The sequence below is a fragment of the Paenibacillus terreus genome (assembly GCF_042138595.1).
GTDB lineage: Bacteria > Bacillota > Bacilli > Paenibacillales > Paenibacillaceae > Paenibacillus > Paenibacillus terreus.
On the sequence record NZ_JBHIRX010000008.1, the window covers coordinates 203,475 to 218,771 of the forward strand.

General features: G+C 51.6%; 17 protein-coding genes. 4 read left to right on the forward strand and 13 right to left on the reverse strand.

What is annotated here, in order from left to right:
• Nucleotides 1–35: 35 nt before the first annotated feature.
• From ACE5KN_RS16270 to ACE5KN_RS16295, 6 genes are all read right to left on the reverse strand, one after another.
• Nucleotides 36–542, reverse strand: coding sequence for a hypothetical protein (locus ACE5KN_RS16270; protein WP_375524761.1), 507 nt, complete (start codon nucleotides 540–542; stop codon nucleotides 36–38).
• Between the two features lie 235 nt (nucleotides 543–777).
• Nucleotides 778–1,071, reverse strand: coding sequence for a hypothetical protein (locus ACE5KN_RS16275; RefSeq protein WP_375533110.1), 294 nt, complete (start codon nucleotides 1,069–1,071; stop codon nucleotides 778–780).
• A gap of 292 nt (nucleotides 1,072–1,363) precedes the next feature.
• The gene (gene rlmD, locus ACE5KN_RS16280) at nucleotides 1,364–3,010 is read right to left on the reverse strand and encodes a 23S rRNA (uracil(1939)-C(5))-methyltransferase RlmD (protein WP_445993921.1); all 1,647 of its coding nucleotides are present in this window, start codon (nucleotides 3,008–3,010) and stop codon (nucleotides 1,364–1,366) included.
• Between the two features lie 203 nt (nucleotides 3,011–3,213).
• Entirely contained in the window at nucleotides 3,214–4,098 is an 885-nt protein-coding gene (locus ACE5KN_RS16285) for a diacylglycerol kinase (RefSeq protein ID WP_355324671.1), read from the reverse strand.
• A 281-nt stretch (nucleotides 4,099–4,379) separates the two neighbouring features.
• Nucleotides 4,380–5,159 (reverse strand): sirohydrochlorin chelatase, encoded by a 780-nt coding sequence (locus ACE5KN_RS16290; RefSeq protein ID WP_375524763.1) that lies wholly within the window; start codon nucleotides 5,157–5,159, stop codon nucleotides 4,380–4,382.
• Nucleotide 5,160: 1 nt separating this feature from the next.
• Nucleotides 5,161–5,451, reverse strand: a complete 291-nt coding sequence (locus ACE5KN_RS16295) for a YerC/YecD family TrpR-related protein (protein ID WP_355324665.1) — start codon at nucleotides 5,449–5,451, stop codon at nucleotides 5,161–5,163.
• Nucleotides 5,452–5,667: 216 nt separating this feature from the next.
• On the opposite strand from ACE5KN_RS16295, the gene ACE5KN_RS16300 reads away from it, so the two are divergent.
• Complete coding sequence (locus ACE5KN_RS16300; RefSeq protein WP_375524764.1) at nucleotides 5,668–6,189, forward strand: tyrosine protein kinase; 522 nt, start codon at nucleotides 5,668–5,670, stop codon at nucleotides 6,187–6,189.
• A gap of 17 nt (nucleotides 6,190–6,206) precedes the next feature.
• Here ACE5KN_RS16300 and corA read toward each other — a convergent pair whose 3' ends face one another.
• From corA to ACE5KN_RS16320, 4 genes are all read right to left on the reverse strand, one after another.
• Entirely contained in the window at nucleotides 6,207–7,166 is a 960-nt protein-coding gene (gene corA / locus ACE5KN_RS16305) for a magnesium/cobalt transporter CorA (protein ID WP_375524765.1), read from the reverse strand.
• Nucleotides 7,167–7,315: 149 nt separating this feature from the next.
• A complete protein-coding gene (locus tag ACE5KN_RS16310) occupies nucleotides 7,316–8,305 on the reverse strand; it encodes an inorganic phosphate transporter (protein ID WP_375524766.1) in 990 nt (329 codons plus the stop codon).
• A gap of 14 nt (nucleotides 8,306–8,319) precedes the next feature.
• On the reverse strand, nucleotides 8,320–8,934 hold the full coding sequence (locus tag ACE5KN_RS16315; protein WP_355324653.1) for a DUF47 domain-containing protein: 615 nt from the start codon (nucleotides 8,932–8,934) through the stop codon (nucleotides 8,320–8,322).
• A 193-nt stretch (nucleotides 8,935–9,127) separates the two neighbouring features.
• A complete protein-coding gene (locus ACE5KN_RS16320; RefSeq protein ID WP_445993920.1) occupies nucleotides 9,128–10,192 on the reverse strand; it encodes a DUF3048 domain-containing protein in 1,065 nt (354 codons plus the stop codon).
• Between the two features lie 242 nt (nucleotides 10,193–10,434).
• Between ACE5KN_RS16320 and ACE5KN_RS16325 the strand changes: the two genes are divergently transcribed.
• Both ACE5KN_RS16325 and ACE5KN_RS16330 read left to right on the forward strand, forming a co-directional pair.
• Complete coding sequence (locus tag ACE5KN_RS16325; protein ID WP_375524767.1) at nucleotides 10,435–10,947, forward strand: DoxX family protein; 513 nt, start codon at nucleotides 10,435–10,437, stop codon at nucleotides 10,945–10,947.
• A 601-nt stretch (nucleotides 10,948–11,548) separates the two neighbouring features.
• Nucleotides 11,549–12,148 carry a DedA family protein gene (locus tag ACE5KN_RS16330; protein WP_375524768.1) on the forward strand — a complete coding sequence of 200 codons (600 nt, stop codon included), beginning with the start codon at nucleotides 11,549–11,551 and terminating at the stop codon, nucleotides 12,146–12,148.
• Nucleotides 12,149–12,233: 85 nt separating this feature from the next.
• Here the strand turns inward: ACE5KN_RS16330 and ACE5KN_RS16335 are convergent, their stop codons facing one another.
• The 3 genes from ACE5KN_RS16335 to ACE5KN_RS16345 form a co-directional block, all read right to left on the reverse strand.
• Entirely contained in the window at nucleotides 12,234–13,022 is a 789-nt protein-coding gene (locus ACE5KN_RS16335; RefSeq protein WP_375524769.1) for a DODA-type extradiol aromatic ring-opening family dioxygenase, read from the reverse strand.
• A gap of 76 nt (nucleotides 13,023–13,098) precedes the next feature.
• Nucleotides 13,099–13,923: an alpha/beta hydrolase gene (locus ACE5KN_RS16340; RefSeq protein WP_375524770.1), complete on the reverse strand. Its 825-nt coding sequence runs from the start codon at nucleotides 13,921–13,923 to the stop codon at nucleotides 13,099–13,101.
• A gap of 194 nt (nucleotides 13,924–14,117) precedes the next feature.
• Nucleotides 14,118–14,465, reverse strand: coding sequence for a hypothetical protein (locus tag ACE5KN_RS16345; protein ID WP_375533111.1), 348 nt, complete (start codon nucleotides 14,463–14,465; stop codon nucleotides 14,118–14,120).
• A 43-nt stretch (nucleotides 14,466–14,508) separates the two neighbouring features.
• Here ACE5KN_RS16345 and ACE5KN_RS16350 point away from each other — a divergent pair, with 43 nt between their 5' ends.
• A complete protein-coding gene (locus tag ACE5KN_RS16350; protein ID WP_375524772.1) occupies nucleotides 14,509–15,000 on the forward strand; it encodes a hypothetical protein in 492 nt (163 codons plus the stop codon).
• Nucleotides 15,001–15,297: the final 297 nt, after the last annotated feature.

Here is a 15,297-nt window from a genome sequence, read left to right on the forward strand (position 1 = left end):
TACTGTTTGTGTAAGTATCATTTTGAAATATTGATTCAATGCCGAAACGTCCCTTCATCAGGAAACTTCTTCAATCCGGTGACCATTGCTAATGGGGTATTGAGTGTTAGAAAAGGAATCTCATCCCAGTCTCCGATTATTTCCGCAACCGCGTATTTTGTTACTCGATATTGACGGTCGTTATAATTGAAGGTGATCGCCCTAATGTCAATGTTCTCAGAACGGATAACGTTAGTTAATTCAAATAAATAAGAGGGGCGTTCACTCAAAACTTCTTTTAACTCCTCCTCTAGCTCAAAATCAATGTCATCAAATTCGACTTTCAAAATCTGTATATTTAATTCCTCACAATGAGAAATTAAAGAGTAAAGATTGTTTTGTTGCAACTCAAAGGGCCTCAGATTTAAGTTTATTTTTTTTGAATCGCTTGGATTCGTTAATCCCGCGACTGGGTAAGAGTCCAAAACAAAAAAGCTATCGGAAATAATTCTGCCAGATCGCTCTCCAATTGTGTAATAAAAATACACTACATGCTTTTCCACTGGACTCCCCTCCTTAGTTATATTTTACACAAAACAACGTTAGAATGATACAGCATTGACTGGAAAAGAATAAAAAAGGCTATACCAGCTATATTCCTGCCAGCAGAGCCTAATCGATACTTCGAATTACCTATTTATTAAGAAAAATTCCGTCTTTATCGGCCAGCAAAGCTTGATTGATTGTCTAATCCGTTTGCAACAACCTGATCAAGTACACTTTAGTTCCAGCCTGACTTTAAATTGTGCCCATCCTATCCACTTCTTGCGTATACATCAGGAGCATCCATAATCTCTGGGGTCGATCTCTTTGAGATTTGGGGCGTTCTATCACCCAACCAACCTCTTTAAACATCTTGGCTTGATATGTAAATATTTTCCATTCAATCTGTTTATCAATCAGTGTGTCCTTGTGAAGGTTATTTCGAAACACTTTCGTTATAGAAATATCACCCCAGGGCATGCGCTTTAAGCCATTAATCAAGCCGCTATCGATGAGCTTTAGCACTTCCTTTTTAAGTTCACCCCCCAACAATTTACAATAAACAGTTCATCCCCTTGTTCACATTGAATAAACTCCTGCCAATAAGCAGCTCCTGAACCCTTATTTCACCATAGCACAATTTAATAAAGTATTGCTAAAAATCATGCACTTCCCCAATTTTGCCTCAGCTTTTTATACCGCAGCTATATTAATGTTTGAATAATATCTTGATAAAAAACTGGGAAAGGCTTGATGGATAAGGCTTATTCCCCCTTATTATCACGCCTTTATTCTAATATTGGTAGGTCTTTATTATGTTTCACATGACTTTTTTTAGAGTCTACAATTCAAGTCCCAGAAGAGCCACGCACTCCACATGCACCGTATGCGGAAACATATCCACCGGCTGTACCTCTACCGTCCTGTACCCCCCATCCTCTAAAACCCGTAAATCTCGCGCCAGCGTCGAAGGATTGCAAGACACATACACCACCCGCACCGGCTTCATCTCAAGAATCGTATCCAGCAGCCTCGGATCACAGCCTTTACGCGGCGGATCGACAACGATCACATCCGCTTCAATGCCTTGTTCCTTCCAGCGCGGGATGACGTCCTCGGAGGCGCCAACCTCGAACTGCACGTTGCGCATGCCGTTCAGTTCGGCGTTGCTGCGCGCGTCGTCGATGGCTTCCTTTACGATCTCGACGCCGTACACCTGGTCGGCGTGCTGCGCCAGGAAGAGCGAGATCGTGCCGATGCCGCAGTAGGCGTCGATGACGGTCTCCTTGCCGGTCAGGCCGGCATATTCCACCGTCTTGCCGTACAGCGCCTCCGTCTGTACCGGATTGACCTGATAGAACGAGCGGGCTGAGATGGCGAACTGTACGTTGCCGATATAGTCATAGATGACGTCCCGGCCCCACAGTACCCGCGTCTCATCGCCGAAAATAACATTGGTCTTCTTCGTATTGATGTTCTGCACGATGCTCGCCACCGCCGGAATCTGCTCTCGGATGCTGCCGATCCAGGCGTCGCGGTGCGGGATATCGCGGCCGTTCGTCACAAGCACGAGCATGAGCTCGCCGGTGCGGAACGCTGTCTTCACGACGACGTGCCGCAAGAGGCCGCGCCCGGTCTCCTCGTTATAGGCGCTGATACCGAGCTGGCTGCCGATCTCCTTGACGCGGGCGACTACCTGGTCGTTGCGCTCGTCCTGGATCAGGCACGCCTCCATATCGATGATGCGGTGACTTCCGCGTGCGTAGAAGCCGCCGATGAGGCCGCCTTCGGCCGTGCCAATGGGCACCTGCGCCTTATTGCGGTAGCGCCACGGATCGCTCATGCCGAGTGTCGGATGCACCACAACGCCCGCAGCACTCCCCTTCTCACCAGCCGCCCCGCTGCTGCCCGCTATCTTCAGCTTCCCAATGCGTTCCAGCACGTCCACGACATGCTGCCGTTTCCAGGTCAGCTGCCCTTCATAGCTCATATGCTGGAGCTGACAGCCTCCGCACTGGTCGAAGATCGGGCAGGGCGCAGCGATCCGGTCGGAACTGGCCTGTACGACGTCCAGCAGCTTGGCGTAGCCGTACTGCTTCTTCGTCTTCAGCACCTTGACGCGAACCTTCTCCCCTGGGAGGGCGCCGCCTACGAAGAGGGTATACCCCTCAATCCGACCTACACCCTCGCCCTCATGGGTCATACCAATGATGTCAATCACGGCTTCGTCGTTCTTCTGCACAGGCACGCCATCCTGAGCCGCAGCAGCACGTCCACTCGCAGACGCATCTCTGCCACCATGAACCAGCCCATTCGCTTTTGCTCTATCTCCAGCAGCAACCTTTGCTGTGCCTTTATTCTTCTCCCTGATTACCGCATCTCGCCCGACATTGGCCGATACCTTCGCTCTGCCTCTATCTTCAGCACCAGTCTCCCGGCCTGCCTTATTCCTCTTCCCGTCTACCGGCTTTCTTCCATCAGCCCGCATCTCTGGCTGGCTGTTCCGGCGGCTTTTTCCACGGCCGCTGCGGTGGTTGCTCATCTCTCAGGTCACTTCTTTCTCCATATGATAATTACAGTATTGCCTCATACTTATCTTCCAACTCGAAAAATGCCGCCCTCCCCATGGGAGCAACGGCATACCTTCGTGGTACCAGCTTTCATTACAACGATACTTCCGTCCGCCAACGATCAGCGGAACACATGCAAATGCCGGGGCAGGTTGCGGAAGGTGGCTGGCAGCGTACCGCCAAGCTCGCCGTCCAGGTTAAGCAGCACATGGCCTGGTGAAGTGACTTCCATATAATCGGTCTTGAAATGCACGATTTTCTTGTCATTCACATGCTCGCCGCGCAGCGCCAGCGTTACCAGCCGGATCATTTCCGCCAGATTGCACTTGCGCACGGCGATCACGTCCAGCAAGCCGTCATCAATCGTGGCCCCTGGCGCCAGCTTTTCGAAGCCGCCTACCGAGTTCGTGTTGGCGATGAAGAAGAGCATGAATTCGTCATGCAGCTCCTCCTGCCCGGCCGCCCGGATGTTCAGCTCCTGCGGGGCGAGGCTCACCATCTTCTCAAGGCCCTTCCAATAATAGGCCAGCTGCCCGATCATGGTCTTCAGCTTGCTCGGCACCTCATAGGTCAGCTCCGTCAGCGTGCCGCCGCCGGCGATATTAATGAAGTATTTATCATTGGCCTTGCCGATATCGATCGGCTTCGCCTCCTGCTTGATGACGAGATCGCAGTAATCCTCCCAATATCTCGGGATGCCAAGCGCACGCGCAAAATCATTTGTTGTTCCGAGCGGGAACACGCCCAGCGGCGGGCGGTTCTCCTTCTCCGCCATGCCGTTGATGACCTCGTACAGCGTGCCGTCGCCGCCGGCGGCAATCACCAGATCATATTCGCCACGCTCTACCGCATCTGCGGCAGCGGCCGTGGCATCACCTTCGCCGGTTGTCGCATGCACCGAGGCCTCGATGCCCCCCTCATCGAGGCGCTGCAGGATGTCGGCCAGCCGCCGTTTCATTTCCTCACGCCCTGAGGTGGGGTTGTATATCAAGCGAGCTCTTTTCATTCCGTTACTCCACCTGTGTATTTTTATTGTTCAACGTGTATTCATCGTCCAAGGGAGGTGTGCAAACTTCTAATGCTCACAACCGGTATGGCCATGAGCGAATGTCATTATTTTGCAGCTTCCTTTAAGATATAATGATAACGAAAAAAATCGCATTTTACAAACGACATGCCCTGATACCGATCCTGGAACGGTGCAAAACTCACACTGCTATTCCGGAAGCATACCACAGTCGCACTCCGATTCGGACAGTTCATGCTGCTCTGCCCCTCCGATCCAGGCTATTGCCGCTCCTCTCCCCCCTCCGCCTTGCGCAAAAGCCCGGATATCTGATGCTCCATCCAGGTCTTCAGCAGCGGATGCGGCAGCAAGGCCTCTCCCGAGTAACGGTAGTCCAGCCCGTCCAATCTTCCGGGAATGACTTTGGCCGTGAAGAAGCCTGAGCTGAGAAACAGCGGGGAGACGATGACATCATATCCCTTGTCCCTGCTCCAATACTCCGCCTTGCCTCGTACGTTGTCCGGATTCAGCAGGGCGTAATCACACTCGGTGCCGCTGATCTCGCTGACATCCGCCGCCAGGGAGGACATGCCCTGCTCCCAGCGCTGGCGGAAGCCGTCGTGCACGCTGCCGTGCCCTATGAGCAGGACAACCTCCCGCTCAGGCTGCTGCGACATACCGCGTACCTTCTCCCACACCAGCGCCGCCACATCCGGACCATGATCGATGGGAGTGCCGAAGTATACACGTGCGCGAACCCGAAAAGGCTCCAGATCCGTTTCCTTCTCTGGAACCTCCTTAACTCCCAATGCATAGCTGATCTCGTCCACATGCGTACTGCCTGACGAGACGAACAAGGGCACCACGAGCAAATCCGTGGCACCCGCTTCCTCCAGCCGGTCGATACCGTCCTGAATCAGTCTTCCCTCCACATGCTCGAGAAAAGACACTGCTACCGGGCAACCGGCCGGCAGCTGCAGCTGTCCGGCAGCCTCATCCACCAGTTGAACCCAAGCGGGCGCAGGTGAACCGTGGCTGATGATCAGAACGCCCGGCTTCATGTTAACGGCCCAGCCGTTCCAGCGTCATTTTATACCCGTCATTGCCGTAATTCAGACACCGCTTCACACGGGAAATGGTAGCCGTGCTGGCGCCGGTCTCGGCTTCGATCTGATTGTATGTGCTGCCTTTGCCCAGCATGCGCGCAACCTCCAGACGCTGGGACATGGACTGAACTTCATTGATCGTGCACAGGTCATCAAAGAAAACATAACATTCCTCAAGATCCTTAAGTGTTAAAATGGCCTCAAACAATTGGTCAATACTCTTATCATTAAGCTTCTTCAGCTGCATAGATTATCATCCCCTACGGAATACTGTAGCTTCATTGTAACTGAGCAGTGCACAGTTTTTCAAGCGTTAACGATTTCACGCATTACAGAACAGAACCACGAAGGCCTTTACCCCGCCCAAATCCGCATTTATCCCGCTTTTATGGACGTGTGCCTAATCGCCCTGCGCACCTGATACATACAATAGACTATCAACCTGTAAAGGAATGTGATCTGCATGCCTCAAAACTATACAAAACGGAGGGCGCACTCGTATCGTTCACTGGCCGATTATAACTCATCCGCATACCCCGGGGCCGCCCCTTCTCTAGATCCGCTTACGGCAGAGGCCACTTCATTGGTGCCTTATAATCCATCCTATAACCAATCCTACAATCCGGGTGGTGCTGTTGAAACGGTGAACCCTGTCAGTCAGCCTTCCTCCGGCGGCAGCGGCGGGCTGCTCAGCAATTTGCCGAATCTCGGCGAGCTCAAGGGCATGATCGACCGGATGGGTGGCATTGACGGCGTGCTCACCACGCTTGGTAAGGTGCAAAAGGTGATGACGAGCATCCAGCAGTTCGCCCCGATGGCCAAACTGATTATGGGCGCGCTGCCCTTTGGCGGGAAAGCAAGCAATAAAGCAGCAAGCGGTATCGACGAGTATATCCCCAAGCGCCGCAAAAGAAAAAAAAGCAGCAGCCGCAAACGGAGCATCTCCAAGTCCGGCCGCAGCTCGACCAAGCGCAAGAAGCGCTAAGCTCTATTGTAGTGCCATCACTTGAACCAGCCTCTTCTGGAGAACCAGTAAATCATGCCGGAGCCGAGCAGGCCCATAACAGCAAGCACCGCAAAATAGCCGTATTTCCAGCGTACCTCGGGCATGTACTTAAAGTTCATCCCATAAATGCCCGCGATCAGGGTCAAAGGCATGAATACCGTCGTGATGACCGTCAGCGTCTTCATAATGGCGTTCATCCGGTTGGAATTGAGCGAAATGTAGCTGTCCCGGAGATCGGCTGTCATTTCGCGGTCGGCATCAATCATATCGGAGAGCTTCAGCAGATGATCATAAATATCCGAAAAAAATGCCTTATGCTCGCCCTGTCCCTGGATATGCTCGGAATTGACGACCCGGTACAATAAATCCCGCATCGGTACGATCGTGCGCCGCAGCTTCAATAACCGGCTCCGCAGCTCGAATACCTGGTTCATCAGCTCCTCGACCGACTCGCTGCGGCTCCGGTTCTCCAGCTCGGCCAGCTCGTCTTCGATCCTGAACAGGCAGGGGAAATATTGGTCCACCAGCTTATCCATGACCGTGTATGCCGCTCCCAGCGTGCCATGCGCCCATAGTTTACCGTTCCGGGCATGCTCCACGACCCGGGCCCAAGCCTGGTCGAGCTCCTCCAGCGGTGTTTTATGATAGGACACGAGAAAGCGATAGCCCATAAAGAGATCCACTTCCTCTACCGTCAAGTGATCCGGGTCCAGGGCATGCAGCACAAAAAAATACACATCCTCATAGTAATCCACCTTGGGCCGCTGCAGCACATACAGGCAGTCCTCAATCGCCAGCGGGTGGAAATGAAAATAGGTATCCAGCAGCGCGACTTCCTCGTCCGTAGGATCGCAGAAATCGGCCCATATCCATTCATATTCATCCGGCTGTATCTCGGTCAGTGGAATGTCGAGCTTTAACTGATGATCCTTGCCGATTGCAAGTGTCCTGATCAATGCGCCTCATCCCCCTCTTCTGTGCTGGCAAGATCCAATCATTTTGCCTTCATACTACATAGCTTGTCCCGTAAAGCAAAAAAAGCCCCCGCAGGGGCTTACGAATTTTGCATCAGCATTTAATCGGATGGCTTTCAGCCTGCCGCACACTAGAACAGCAGTTTGAAGATCAATCCCGCCAGCACGGCGGAAATCGGAATGGTAATAAACCAGGTCACCACAATGCGTCCCGCCAGCGACCAGCGCACGGCCCGGAACCGCTTGGCGGAACCGACACCCAGAATCGCCGAAGTGATGGCATGGGTTGTGCTGACTGGCAGATGCAGGAGCGTACAGGTGAAAATAACGGAGGCCGCCGACATATCTGCCGCGAATCCGTTGATCGGCTCGATTTTGAAAATTTTCGTGCCCATCGTCTTGATGATTTTCCAGCCGCCGATGGACGTGCCCAGAGCCATGGCTGTGGCCGCCGAGATTTTAACCCAAAGCGGCACCTCCAGATGATCCTGATATTTGGCCGATACGAGCGCAAAGGTAATAATGCCCATCGCCTTCTGTGCATCGTTCGTACCATGCGTGAAGGACTGCAGGGCTGCCGTAATAATTTGCATGGTGCGGAAGCCCTTGTTTACGGTATGCGGACTTCTGCGTGCAAAGATGAACTTGAGGATCATCATGACGATATAACCGATGGCAAAAGCGATCAGCGGCGAGAAAATCAGCGCCTCCACAATTTCGATGAAGCCTGACCAGTTGACCTTGTCTGAACCCGCGCCCACAAATACCGCACCGGCCAATGCACCGATCAGCGCATGGGACGAGGACGACGGAATACCGAACCACCAGGTAACCAGGTTCCAGATAATGGCCGCCAGCAGCGTGGCGATGACGATGTCGATTCCGTTGGACAGCTCCATGGGATTAGCTACGCTTCCGCCGATCGTCTTGGCGACACCGGTGAACAACATGGCACCGACGAAGTTCATGACCGCTGCCAAAAGTATGGCCCGCCGCGGTGTCAGCGCTCTCGTCGAGATGGACGTGGCGATGGCATTCGCGGTATCATGAAAGCCGTTAATGAAGTCAAATGCCAGTGCAAGAAATATGACGATGCCTAAGATGAGTAAACTTGTATCCATGAAAATAGGACCCCTTACGAGTTGCGCATAATGATGGATTCCAGCTTGTTAGCTACATGTTCACAAGAATCAGTAGTCGTTTCCAAGCGTTCGTAAATCTCTTTGCGCTTGATCAGCTCAATCGGGTCATTAACGGTCGCAAACAAATTTTTAATGCAAATACGAAGCAGCTCGTCCCCCTGGTTCTCCAGGTCATTCAGACGGATGGTGTGCTCGCGCAGCGCAAGCAGCTTCTTCTGGGACAGAAGATGAACGGCCTTCTGAATCTCATAGGCAGACTGGCGCAAAATATCCGCAAACTGAACGATATATTCGTCAGGCTCGTGAAGATGGTACATATAAAACCGTGACGCTGTCGCTTCAAGCCCGTCCAATACGTCGTCCATGGTGGTTGTCAAATCCATAATGTCGTCCCGTTCCAGCGGCGTAATAAACGTTTTGTTCAGTTCTTTAATAATCGTGTGTGTAAATTCGTCACACTTGGATTCGTATTTCTTCATTTCTCCGGCAAACAGCGTGACGTCCTGCAGGTTTGAAATGTTCTGCGCAAAATAATCGGCAGCCTGCACGATCGTATCCGCCATATTTTCCAACGTCTCGAAAAAGATATCCTTTTTCTTCAGTTTCATACGATTACCCCTTTACCAAAATTTGACGCTTGATGGGTTCGACTATATTAGACAACCTTTGCTATCTTATCATAAGTGACATCCGTTTTGTAAAGACCCTGTAAACATTGTAAACGCTATTTTAAAATTTCTTCATCTTTCTTTTTATTACCCTGTCGAGTCACCCTTGATTCTCTGCATTTAATTGGGCCGGCTAGGTAATGGAGACATGTTCATCCAGCGGCTGGTCATTCGGCACAATATGGATATACGTCTGTCCGGGAACCAGTGAAACTTCCGTGTCTCCTTCATAAAAACGGATGGTATCCCCATTAGCATGCTTCCATTTTCCCTGAATCATCCGTCCCTCGCGGAAAATGAGCGCATCCCCGCCGCTGTTCAGATCGACAGCCAGCCGGCCGACATCATCCAGCACCCGGTGGCTTGTGCTCATCACCACTACATTCGCGGCGCTCAATTGATCCCCGTTATTCAAATCGACATGCGGCTCCCCGTTCACCGATCTCATATAGATCTGCTTCTCCTTATTATATGTATAGGATACGCGGTAGCTTTGCAGCAGAAATCGGATATCAAAGGCCGTCACCTGTTCGCCGTCCGTGATCTGCTCCGGCTTGGCAAACGTATATTCAGGTACTTTGGAGGTTAACGGATACCCCCGCTTCTCCGCTCCTTCAAGCAGCCTTGGCAGACTGGTATATAAATTGTGCGGGGCTTTGCGGTCCTTGCTGCGCCAGAAGGATGTGCCTGCATTCGTAATTTCATCAAGATGCTGTTTCCCCTGGTGCTGGAATTGGTCATAGGCGTCATTGCTGCCCCCAGCATGAATAGGCAGTGCCCCGTAAATTTCCGCCAGCTCGATCAGATAAGGCCGGATGCTGCGCACAGGGCCGATGTTGACCTCTCCGCCTCCGCTCTGGTAAAACGCCACCAGACGTGTGATCCCGCCTTCAGCCAGCACCTCATAAACGATATCCGCTCCGCTCAGTCCCGATTGCGGGCGTGCAGCAGGAGCGTTGTTGATCATCACCGCAAGCGGCCGCCGATCCGAAGGTTCATCTATGGCCAGGCCTGTGAGAGGCGCGGTGTATTTCGGTTCCGTCTCTGCCGGGGGCTCCACCGGTTCCGGAGCCGGGTCCTCAATGACGACAGGCGGGGCCTGCGGTGGGGCTTCCTGCATGGGAGAACAGGATGTCAAACCTATACAGGCGCACAGCGCCAGCGTACCGCAAACTGTGTTTTTGCTTAACCGAATCAACATACATTCCTCCTGGGTTCCATTTTCTACATTATAAGCAAAGTATGGCAGGGTTGTCTCTTACAAAGAAGCCCTTCAATTTTGCCGGAACCGTCGAGAGATAAAAATTTTAAGAAAATTTCCGAGTTTGTGATTTTTGTCACAAATAAAACTCCAGACCTATTCTACAATAAAGACATGAAAGAGATGATCATCTTCCAAAACAAAACCAAGGTAAAACACCTTATGAAGGAGTGGTAAATATGTTTAACACATGGCTTAGAGAAAACCCGGTGGCAATGTGGATTCTGACGGTAGTGAGGGTGGTGCTCGGCTGGAGCTGGATGACCCACGGCTGGGAGAAATTAACGGGAGGCGGATTTGATGCAGGAGGCTTCATGACAGGAGCCATCGCCAAGGCAACAGGTGAACATCCGGCGGTGCAAGGCTGGTGGGCTAACTTCCTTGAAGCCTTCGCCCTGCCGAATGTAGGTCTCTTTAACTTCCTGATTCCTCTGGGTGAATTCCTGGTCGGTGTCGGCCTGATTCTCGGCACATTGACCACCCTGGCCGCACTGATGGCCATGGTCATGAACTTCGCCTTCCTCTTCTCGGGCACCGTAAGCACCAACGCAGTGATGGTCCTGTTCGAGATCTTCATCGTGGTCGCAGGCGCCAACGCCGGCCGCATCGGCTTGGACCGCTGGGTACTGCCTTTCCTGCGCGGACTGTTCCGCAGACATGAAGGCGGCGGGCATAAAGCGAAGGCTGCCTGATCAGGATGACTAAGTAAATAGCAAATGCAGCTCAAGCGCCGATGAAAATCGGCGCTTTTTTTATAGATATCGGACTTCAGACTTCGTGCCGCTACGCGGACAACTAATAGCGGACAACTAATAGCGGACAACTAATAGATGAAAGCTTTGCCGAACTCCCCGGCACATTTCTTTGCTAACGGGTGTGACAGAGCTTATTCGGCCAAGAATAACAAGGTTTCTTTTCTAACGGTTGCAGTCGCACCTATTTAGGTGAAACAACCCCGTTACGTTCGAAATACGGGAAATAGGCTCGCTCACAACCGTTACACCTTTTTCCCCTCCAATTTTACGCATATAGCCTCGCTCACAACCCTTAGAACTTTTTACGCAAATTGCCCAGCTCACGACTGTTGGAATTTTAAAGTTCAACTGTCGGTTGGCCCTGCTTTGACTGCCAGGAAGTTGGTACCCCTGAATTGAAATTAAACCATCGTACTAAAATTCAATTGAATTAAGGCCAATGCCTTCCCCGTCTCTGGTCCGGTGTGCATTCCATGAACGACGTATATAATACAGTGGAGATACGAAGAAAGGCGGAAGCAGACTCATGGCCGAAGCAATGCTAGACATCTTGGAGAAATGGGGAATTTGGGGCATTCTCGCTTCGCTGTTCATAGAAGGAAGTGCCTTTCCGTTTATCGGGACTCTTTTTATTGTTACTGTCGGTTTTCTCATGGATTTAAGCTGGTTCGAAATCACCTGGATTTCCGTGCTGGGAAGCCTGTTTTACGCGGTGGGCAGCTATATTCCTTATTCTATAGGCTTTTTTCTGGAGGGCAGGCTGATGAAAAGGCTGAGTCCTGCCACGCAAGCACGGCTGGCACAAGCTCAGGCGGCTTTCAGCAAATACGGAATATGGAGTGTGGCGATATCCAGTCCACTTCATTTGGGCAATGTGGTTCCATTCGTGGCCGGCATGGCCCGCATGGATCTGCGCATTTATACGCTTCTGACCATGCTCGGCATCGCTCCTACCACCTTCCTGCTGCTCAGCATCGGCCGTCTCTATCCCGGAGACACCGACACGGTGATCCATACGATCGATCAATATCAGGGCATTGTCCTGGTTGTCTTTATTGCTGTAACTGCGGTTTACATGGCATGGAAAATCATCAGCAAACGCCGCAAGCAGAGCGAGGACATCGGGATCAACAATTAAACGGCAAACCAAACAAAAGCACCCTGAAGCGGGCCTGAATATCTTGAAAAAGATATCATGCCACGCTGCAGGGTGCGTCTTCATATTAAAGCGTTGTTGTTCCGAATAACCAGCAGTTCAGGCTCAGACATCCATGGTCATAGACCTGAAACAGCTTCTCCGCCCTTCTGTCATTGTCCGTCGCCCCCATCGCATAAAACAGGGGAGCAAAATGCTCCTTGGCGTAGGACGGAACGGCCTCCTCGGCAAAAGGCGCCTTCTTCCGATAATCAAACAGCTGCTTAAGATTCCAGGTCTGCAGCTGCTCCCCAATCCAATCATCAAAGTCGGTCGCCCAGCTTTCGGGCTCTTCGTTTTTGCACAGTCGGCGCAAATTATGTACAAGCCCTCCACTGCCGACAATCATGACTCCTTTCTCGCGCAAGGAAGAAAGCATGCAGCCAATAATGTACTGCTCCTTGGGAGAACGTCTGGAATCAATGGACAGAGGAATGATGGGGATATCCGCGTTCGGATACATGTGGTGCAGGAAAACCCATACACCATGATCAAGCCCCCTGTTCTGAACAGGCCGGGCATGCAGATTGTGCAGCTTGAACAAATTTAGAACTTCATTATGGATCTCCGGATCTCCGGGTGCAGGATATTCGATCGTATACATCTCTTCAGGAAAGCCATAGAAATCGTACAATGTTGAATGCTGTTCATCAACGTCTACGCATTGATCGGGACTGTCCCAATGAGCGGAAAAGACAACAATTCCGCGGGGTCTGGGCAGCCGTGACCCCAGTTCCTCCAGAAAACGGGTATACGCATTGTTCTCCACAGCCAATGCCGGTGAACCATGCGCAACAAATAATGCAGGTACTGTCATCGCTGCCAACCTCCACACGCCAATTTAATCGTTGCCCCTCTATTTTACTCCTGCGCATGGGTATTTTCCAATGGTGTCAAATCATCCAGTGCTGCCACTCTTTTTCGAGCCGCTCACGCTCATCCAGCCATTCCACGGTCCGCTGAATCAACTGCGTACGCTCCGGGCCCGAAGAGTAGGTATGGTCAGCCTGAAAAATAATCTCCTTGTCACACCGGCTTTCCGAACGCATCCAGAACACCTTCTGGTACAGGAAGGCATAGTCCACGGGAATGACATCATCCGATGTGCCATGCACAACGAGCACGTCCCCGCTGAACTTGACCGCCTCCTGGAAAGGCTGGAATTGTGCCAGGGACTCGAAAAAAGCAGGAGTAAACCGGTAGCCCAGGTAATCCGCCTCTCCTTCTTTAACTGCCTGATCATACACATTCCGTCCGGTAAGCTTCACGATGTCATTAAATGGATAGCCTACGGCAGACCAGAGCACGAGATTCTTCACCCGCTTATCCCGTACAGCCGTCAGAACGGCGACCGCGCCGCCAAGACTGTGGCCGATCAGTGTAATCTTCTGCGGATCCACATCGGCACAGCTTACAGCATAGTCCAGTACGGCACGCGTCTGATTGATCATGCCATTGATGCTCTGTTCCCCATATTCACCGGTGCTCTCGCCACAGCCTGCATAATCAAAACGAAGCACCATGTGACCCGCATCCGCCAGTCTGCGCGCCGTATTCACAAACAGCCTGTCAACCCCGATACGGCTGCCCACAAACCCATGGCAGATGATAACAAGTGAATTGCGGTTCTGGCATCCCGTCTTCTCCACCCCGCGCGGATAGTGCAGCGTTGCCGCCAGCTCCTCACCTTCAAAGCGTATTCCAATCTGTCTTTCCATATGCCTCTCCCCCTGTTCCTTGATCCCCATCATTTAACCGTTAATTCCGATCAATTTAATAAGGATAATTGTACACGGAGCACTCTTTAGTGTCAATGAGCCTTTACACACGGCCACAAAAAAAGGCGCCTGCTTCCCGAAAAGGCAATTTCCTCTTCTGGGCAGCAAGCGCCGCCGGAGGTCAGCAGTCTGAATTACTCGTAGCTGCGTCGGTACATCGCATGGGTCTCGCTGCGACCTTCCCAGCCCTTCAGGACGGAATTGCCGTGCTGATCATCCAGCACATGGTCTCCCCGTCCTTCATCAAAGTCATCGCCGAATTCCGTATCCTCGACACGGTAACGCGGAGCATTGCCCTGAACAATATGCCTTACTTTCCCGGAGTTCAGTCCGCTGTTCATATGCTGGCCCCCTTCCTCTCCTGTAAAAATGGATTGCAGCTCTCGCAGCATCCTCCATATTTTCCAGCAGGAAGCGTTGCCAATATACATGGATGGCAAATAATTCTGTGTGCAGGACTTTGCCATAATCCGCCTGCTCACGTATACTGGATTTCATATGGATTGTTGGCAGGAGGCCTGACGAATGAATCAACAAACTTCCGGAAAGCAGGGGCAAGACAAGCCTGAATCCCGGCTCAAATATTTTACGATGATCGTCTGGATCGCTCTAACCTTCTTTTTCACAGCGGTTGCGCTGCTCGGTCTGGTTGTGCTTGCGACTGGTGGGAGTACAGCCCCTTATGAGAAAATCAGCATCTCGACCCTGCTTATAATCGCAGCTGGTGCGATTCTGCTGATTGAAGCATTAACCCGCTTTATGGGCAGCCCGGAAGAAGACGCCGCGCAAACCACGGCTCCCGGGGGCAAGAACGGACAAGCACGCGTGCCCGAAAAGCCGAAGCTTGATCTGAAATCGATGCTGCTGTACGTGATCCTCGTTGTGGTGATCCTCGTTGGAGGCATTGTGCTCAACAGAAGCCTGCCGGTGTTCACCGTATCCCCATGGGTAAGCTTAATCATCGCCGTTATCGGCTGGGCCGGGCTTAAACCGCTGTTTCTGCGCAAGAAAAAATAGACAGAGCATCACGCCGAGCAAGGCTATAAGAAAAACTTCTATCGACGTAATTCACAGAAGACAGACCGCATTTAGCGGAAGTCTTTCTTGCGATGATAGAATTGTTCAGCTCCGCTGAAAACTTATAACTCAACTTTCGCAGAGCACAAATTCAATTAAACCTTTGCAGCTGCTGGCTGGGTTCTGAGGAATTCGAATCCCCTCTTTACAAATTTGCCGATTTCATGCTGCGAAAATGAAGTAAACTCAATTTATGGAATCCACCTAATCATTCGTGTTTAACAGTCAAGCCGCCCG

Excerpts from the sequence above, each read along its gene's own strand:
- rlmD (WP_445993921.1), bottom strand. The coding sequence starts at position 3,010 with ATGCGGGCTGATGGAAGAAAGCCGGTAGACGGGAAGAGGAATAAGGCA.
- ACE5KN_RS16300 (WP_375524764.1), top strand. The coding sequence starts at position 5,668 with ATGCCTCAAAACTATACAAAACGGAGGGCGCACTCGTATCGTTCACTG.
- ACE5KN_RS16285 (WP_355324671.1), bottom strand. The coding sequence starts at position 4,098 with ATGAAAAGAGCTCGCTTGATATACAACCCCACCTCAGGGCGTGAGGAA.
- ACE5KN_RS16295 (WP_355324665.1), bottom strand. The coding sequence starts at position 5,451 with ATGCAGCTGAAGAAGCTTAATGATAAGAGTATTGACCAATTGTTTGAG.
- ACE5KN_RS16315 (WP_355324653.1), bottom strand. The coding sequence starts at position 8,934 with ATGAAACTGAAGAAAAAGGATATCTTTTTCGAGACGTTGGAAAATATG.
- ACE5KN_RS16325 (WP_375524767.1), top strand. The coding sequence starts at position 10,435 with ATGTTTAACACATGGCTTAGAGAAAACCCGGTGGCAATGTGGATTCTG.
- ACE5KN_RS16340 (WP_375524770.1), bottom strand. The coding sequence starts at position 13,923 with ATGGAAAGACAGATTGGAATACGCTTTGAAGGTGAGGAGCTGGCGGCA.
- ACE5KN_RS16290 (WP_375524763.1), bottom strand. The coding sequence starts at position 5,159 with ATGAAGCCGGGCGTTCTGATCATCAGCCACGGTTCACCTGCGCCCGCT.
- ACE5KN_RS16330 (WP_375524768.1), top strand. The coding sequence starts at position 11,549 with ATGCTAGACATCTTGGAGAAATGGGGAATTTGGGGCATTCTCGCTTCG.
- ACE5KN_RS16335 (WP_375524769.1), bottom strand. The coding sequence starts at position 13,022 with ATGACAGTACCTGCATTATTTGTTGCGCATGGTTCACCGGCATTGGCT.
- ACE5KN_RS16310 (WP_375524766.1), bottom strand. The coding sequence starts at position 8,305 with ATGGATACAAGTTTACTCATCTTAGGCATCGTCATATTTCTTGCACTG.
- ACE5KN_RS16350 (WP_375524772.1), top strand. The coding sequence starts at position 14,509 with ATGAATCAACAAACTTCCGGAAAGCAGGGGCAAGACAAGCCTGAATCC.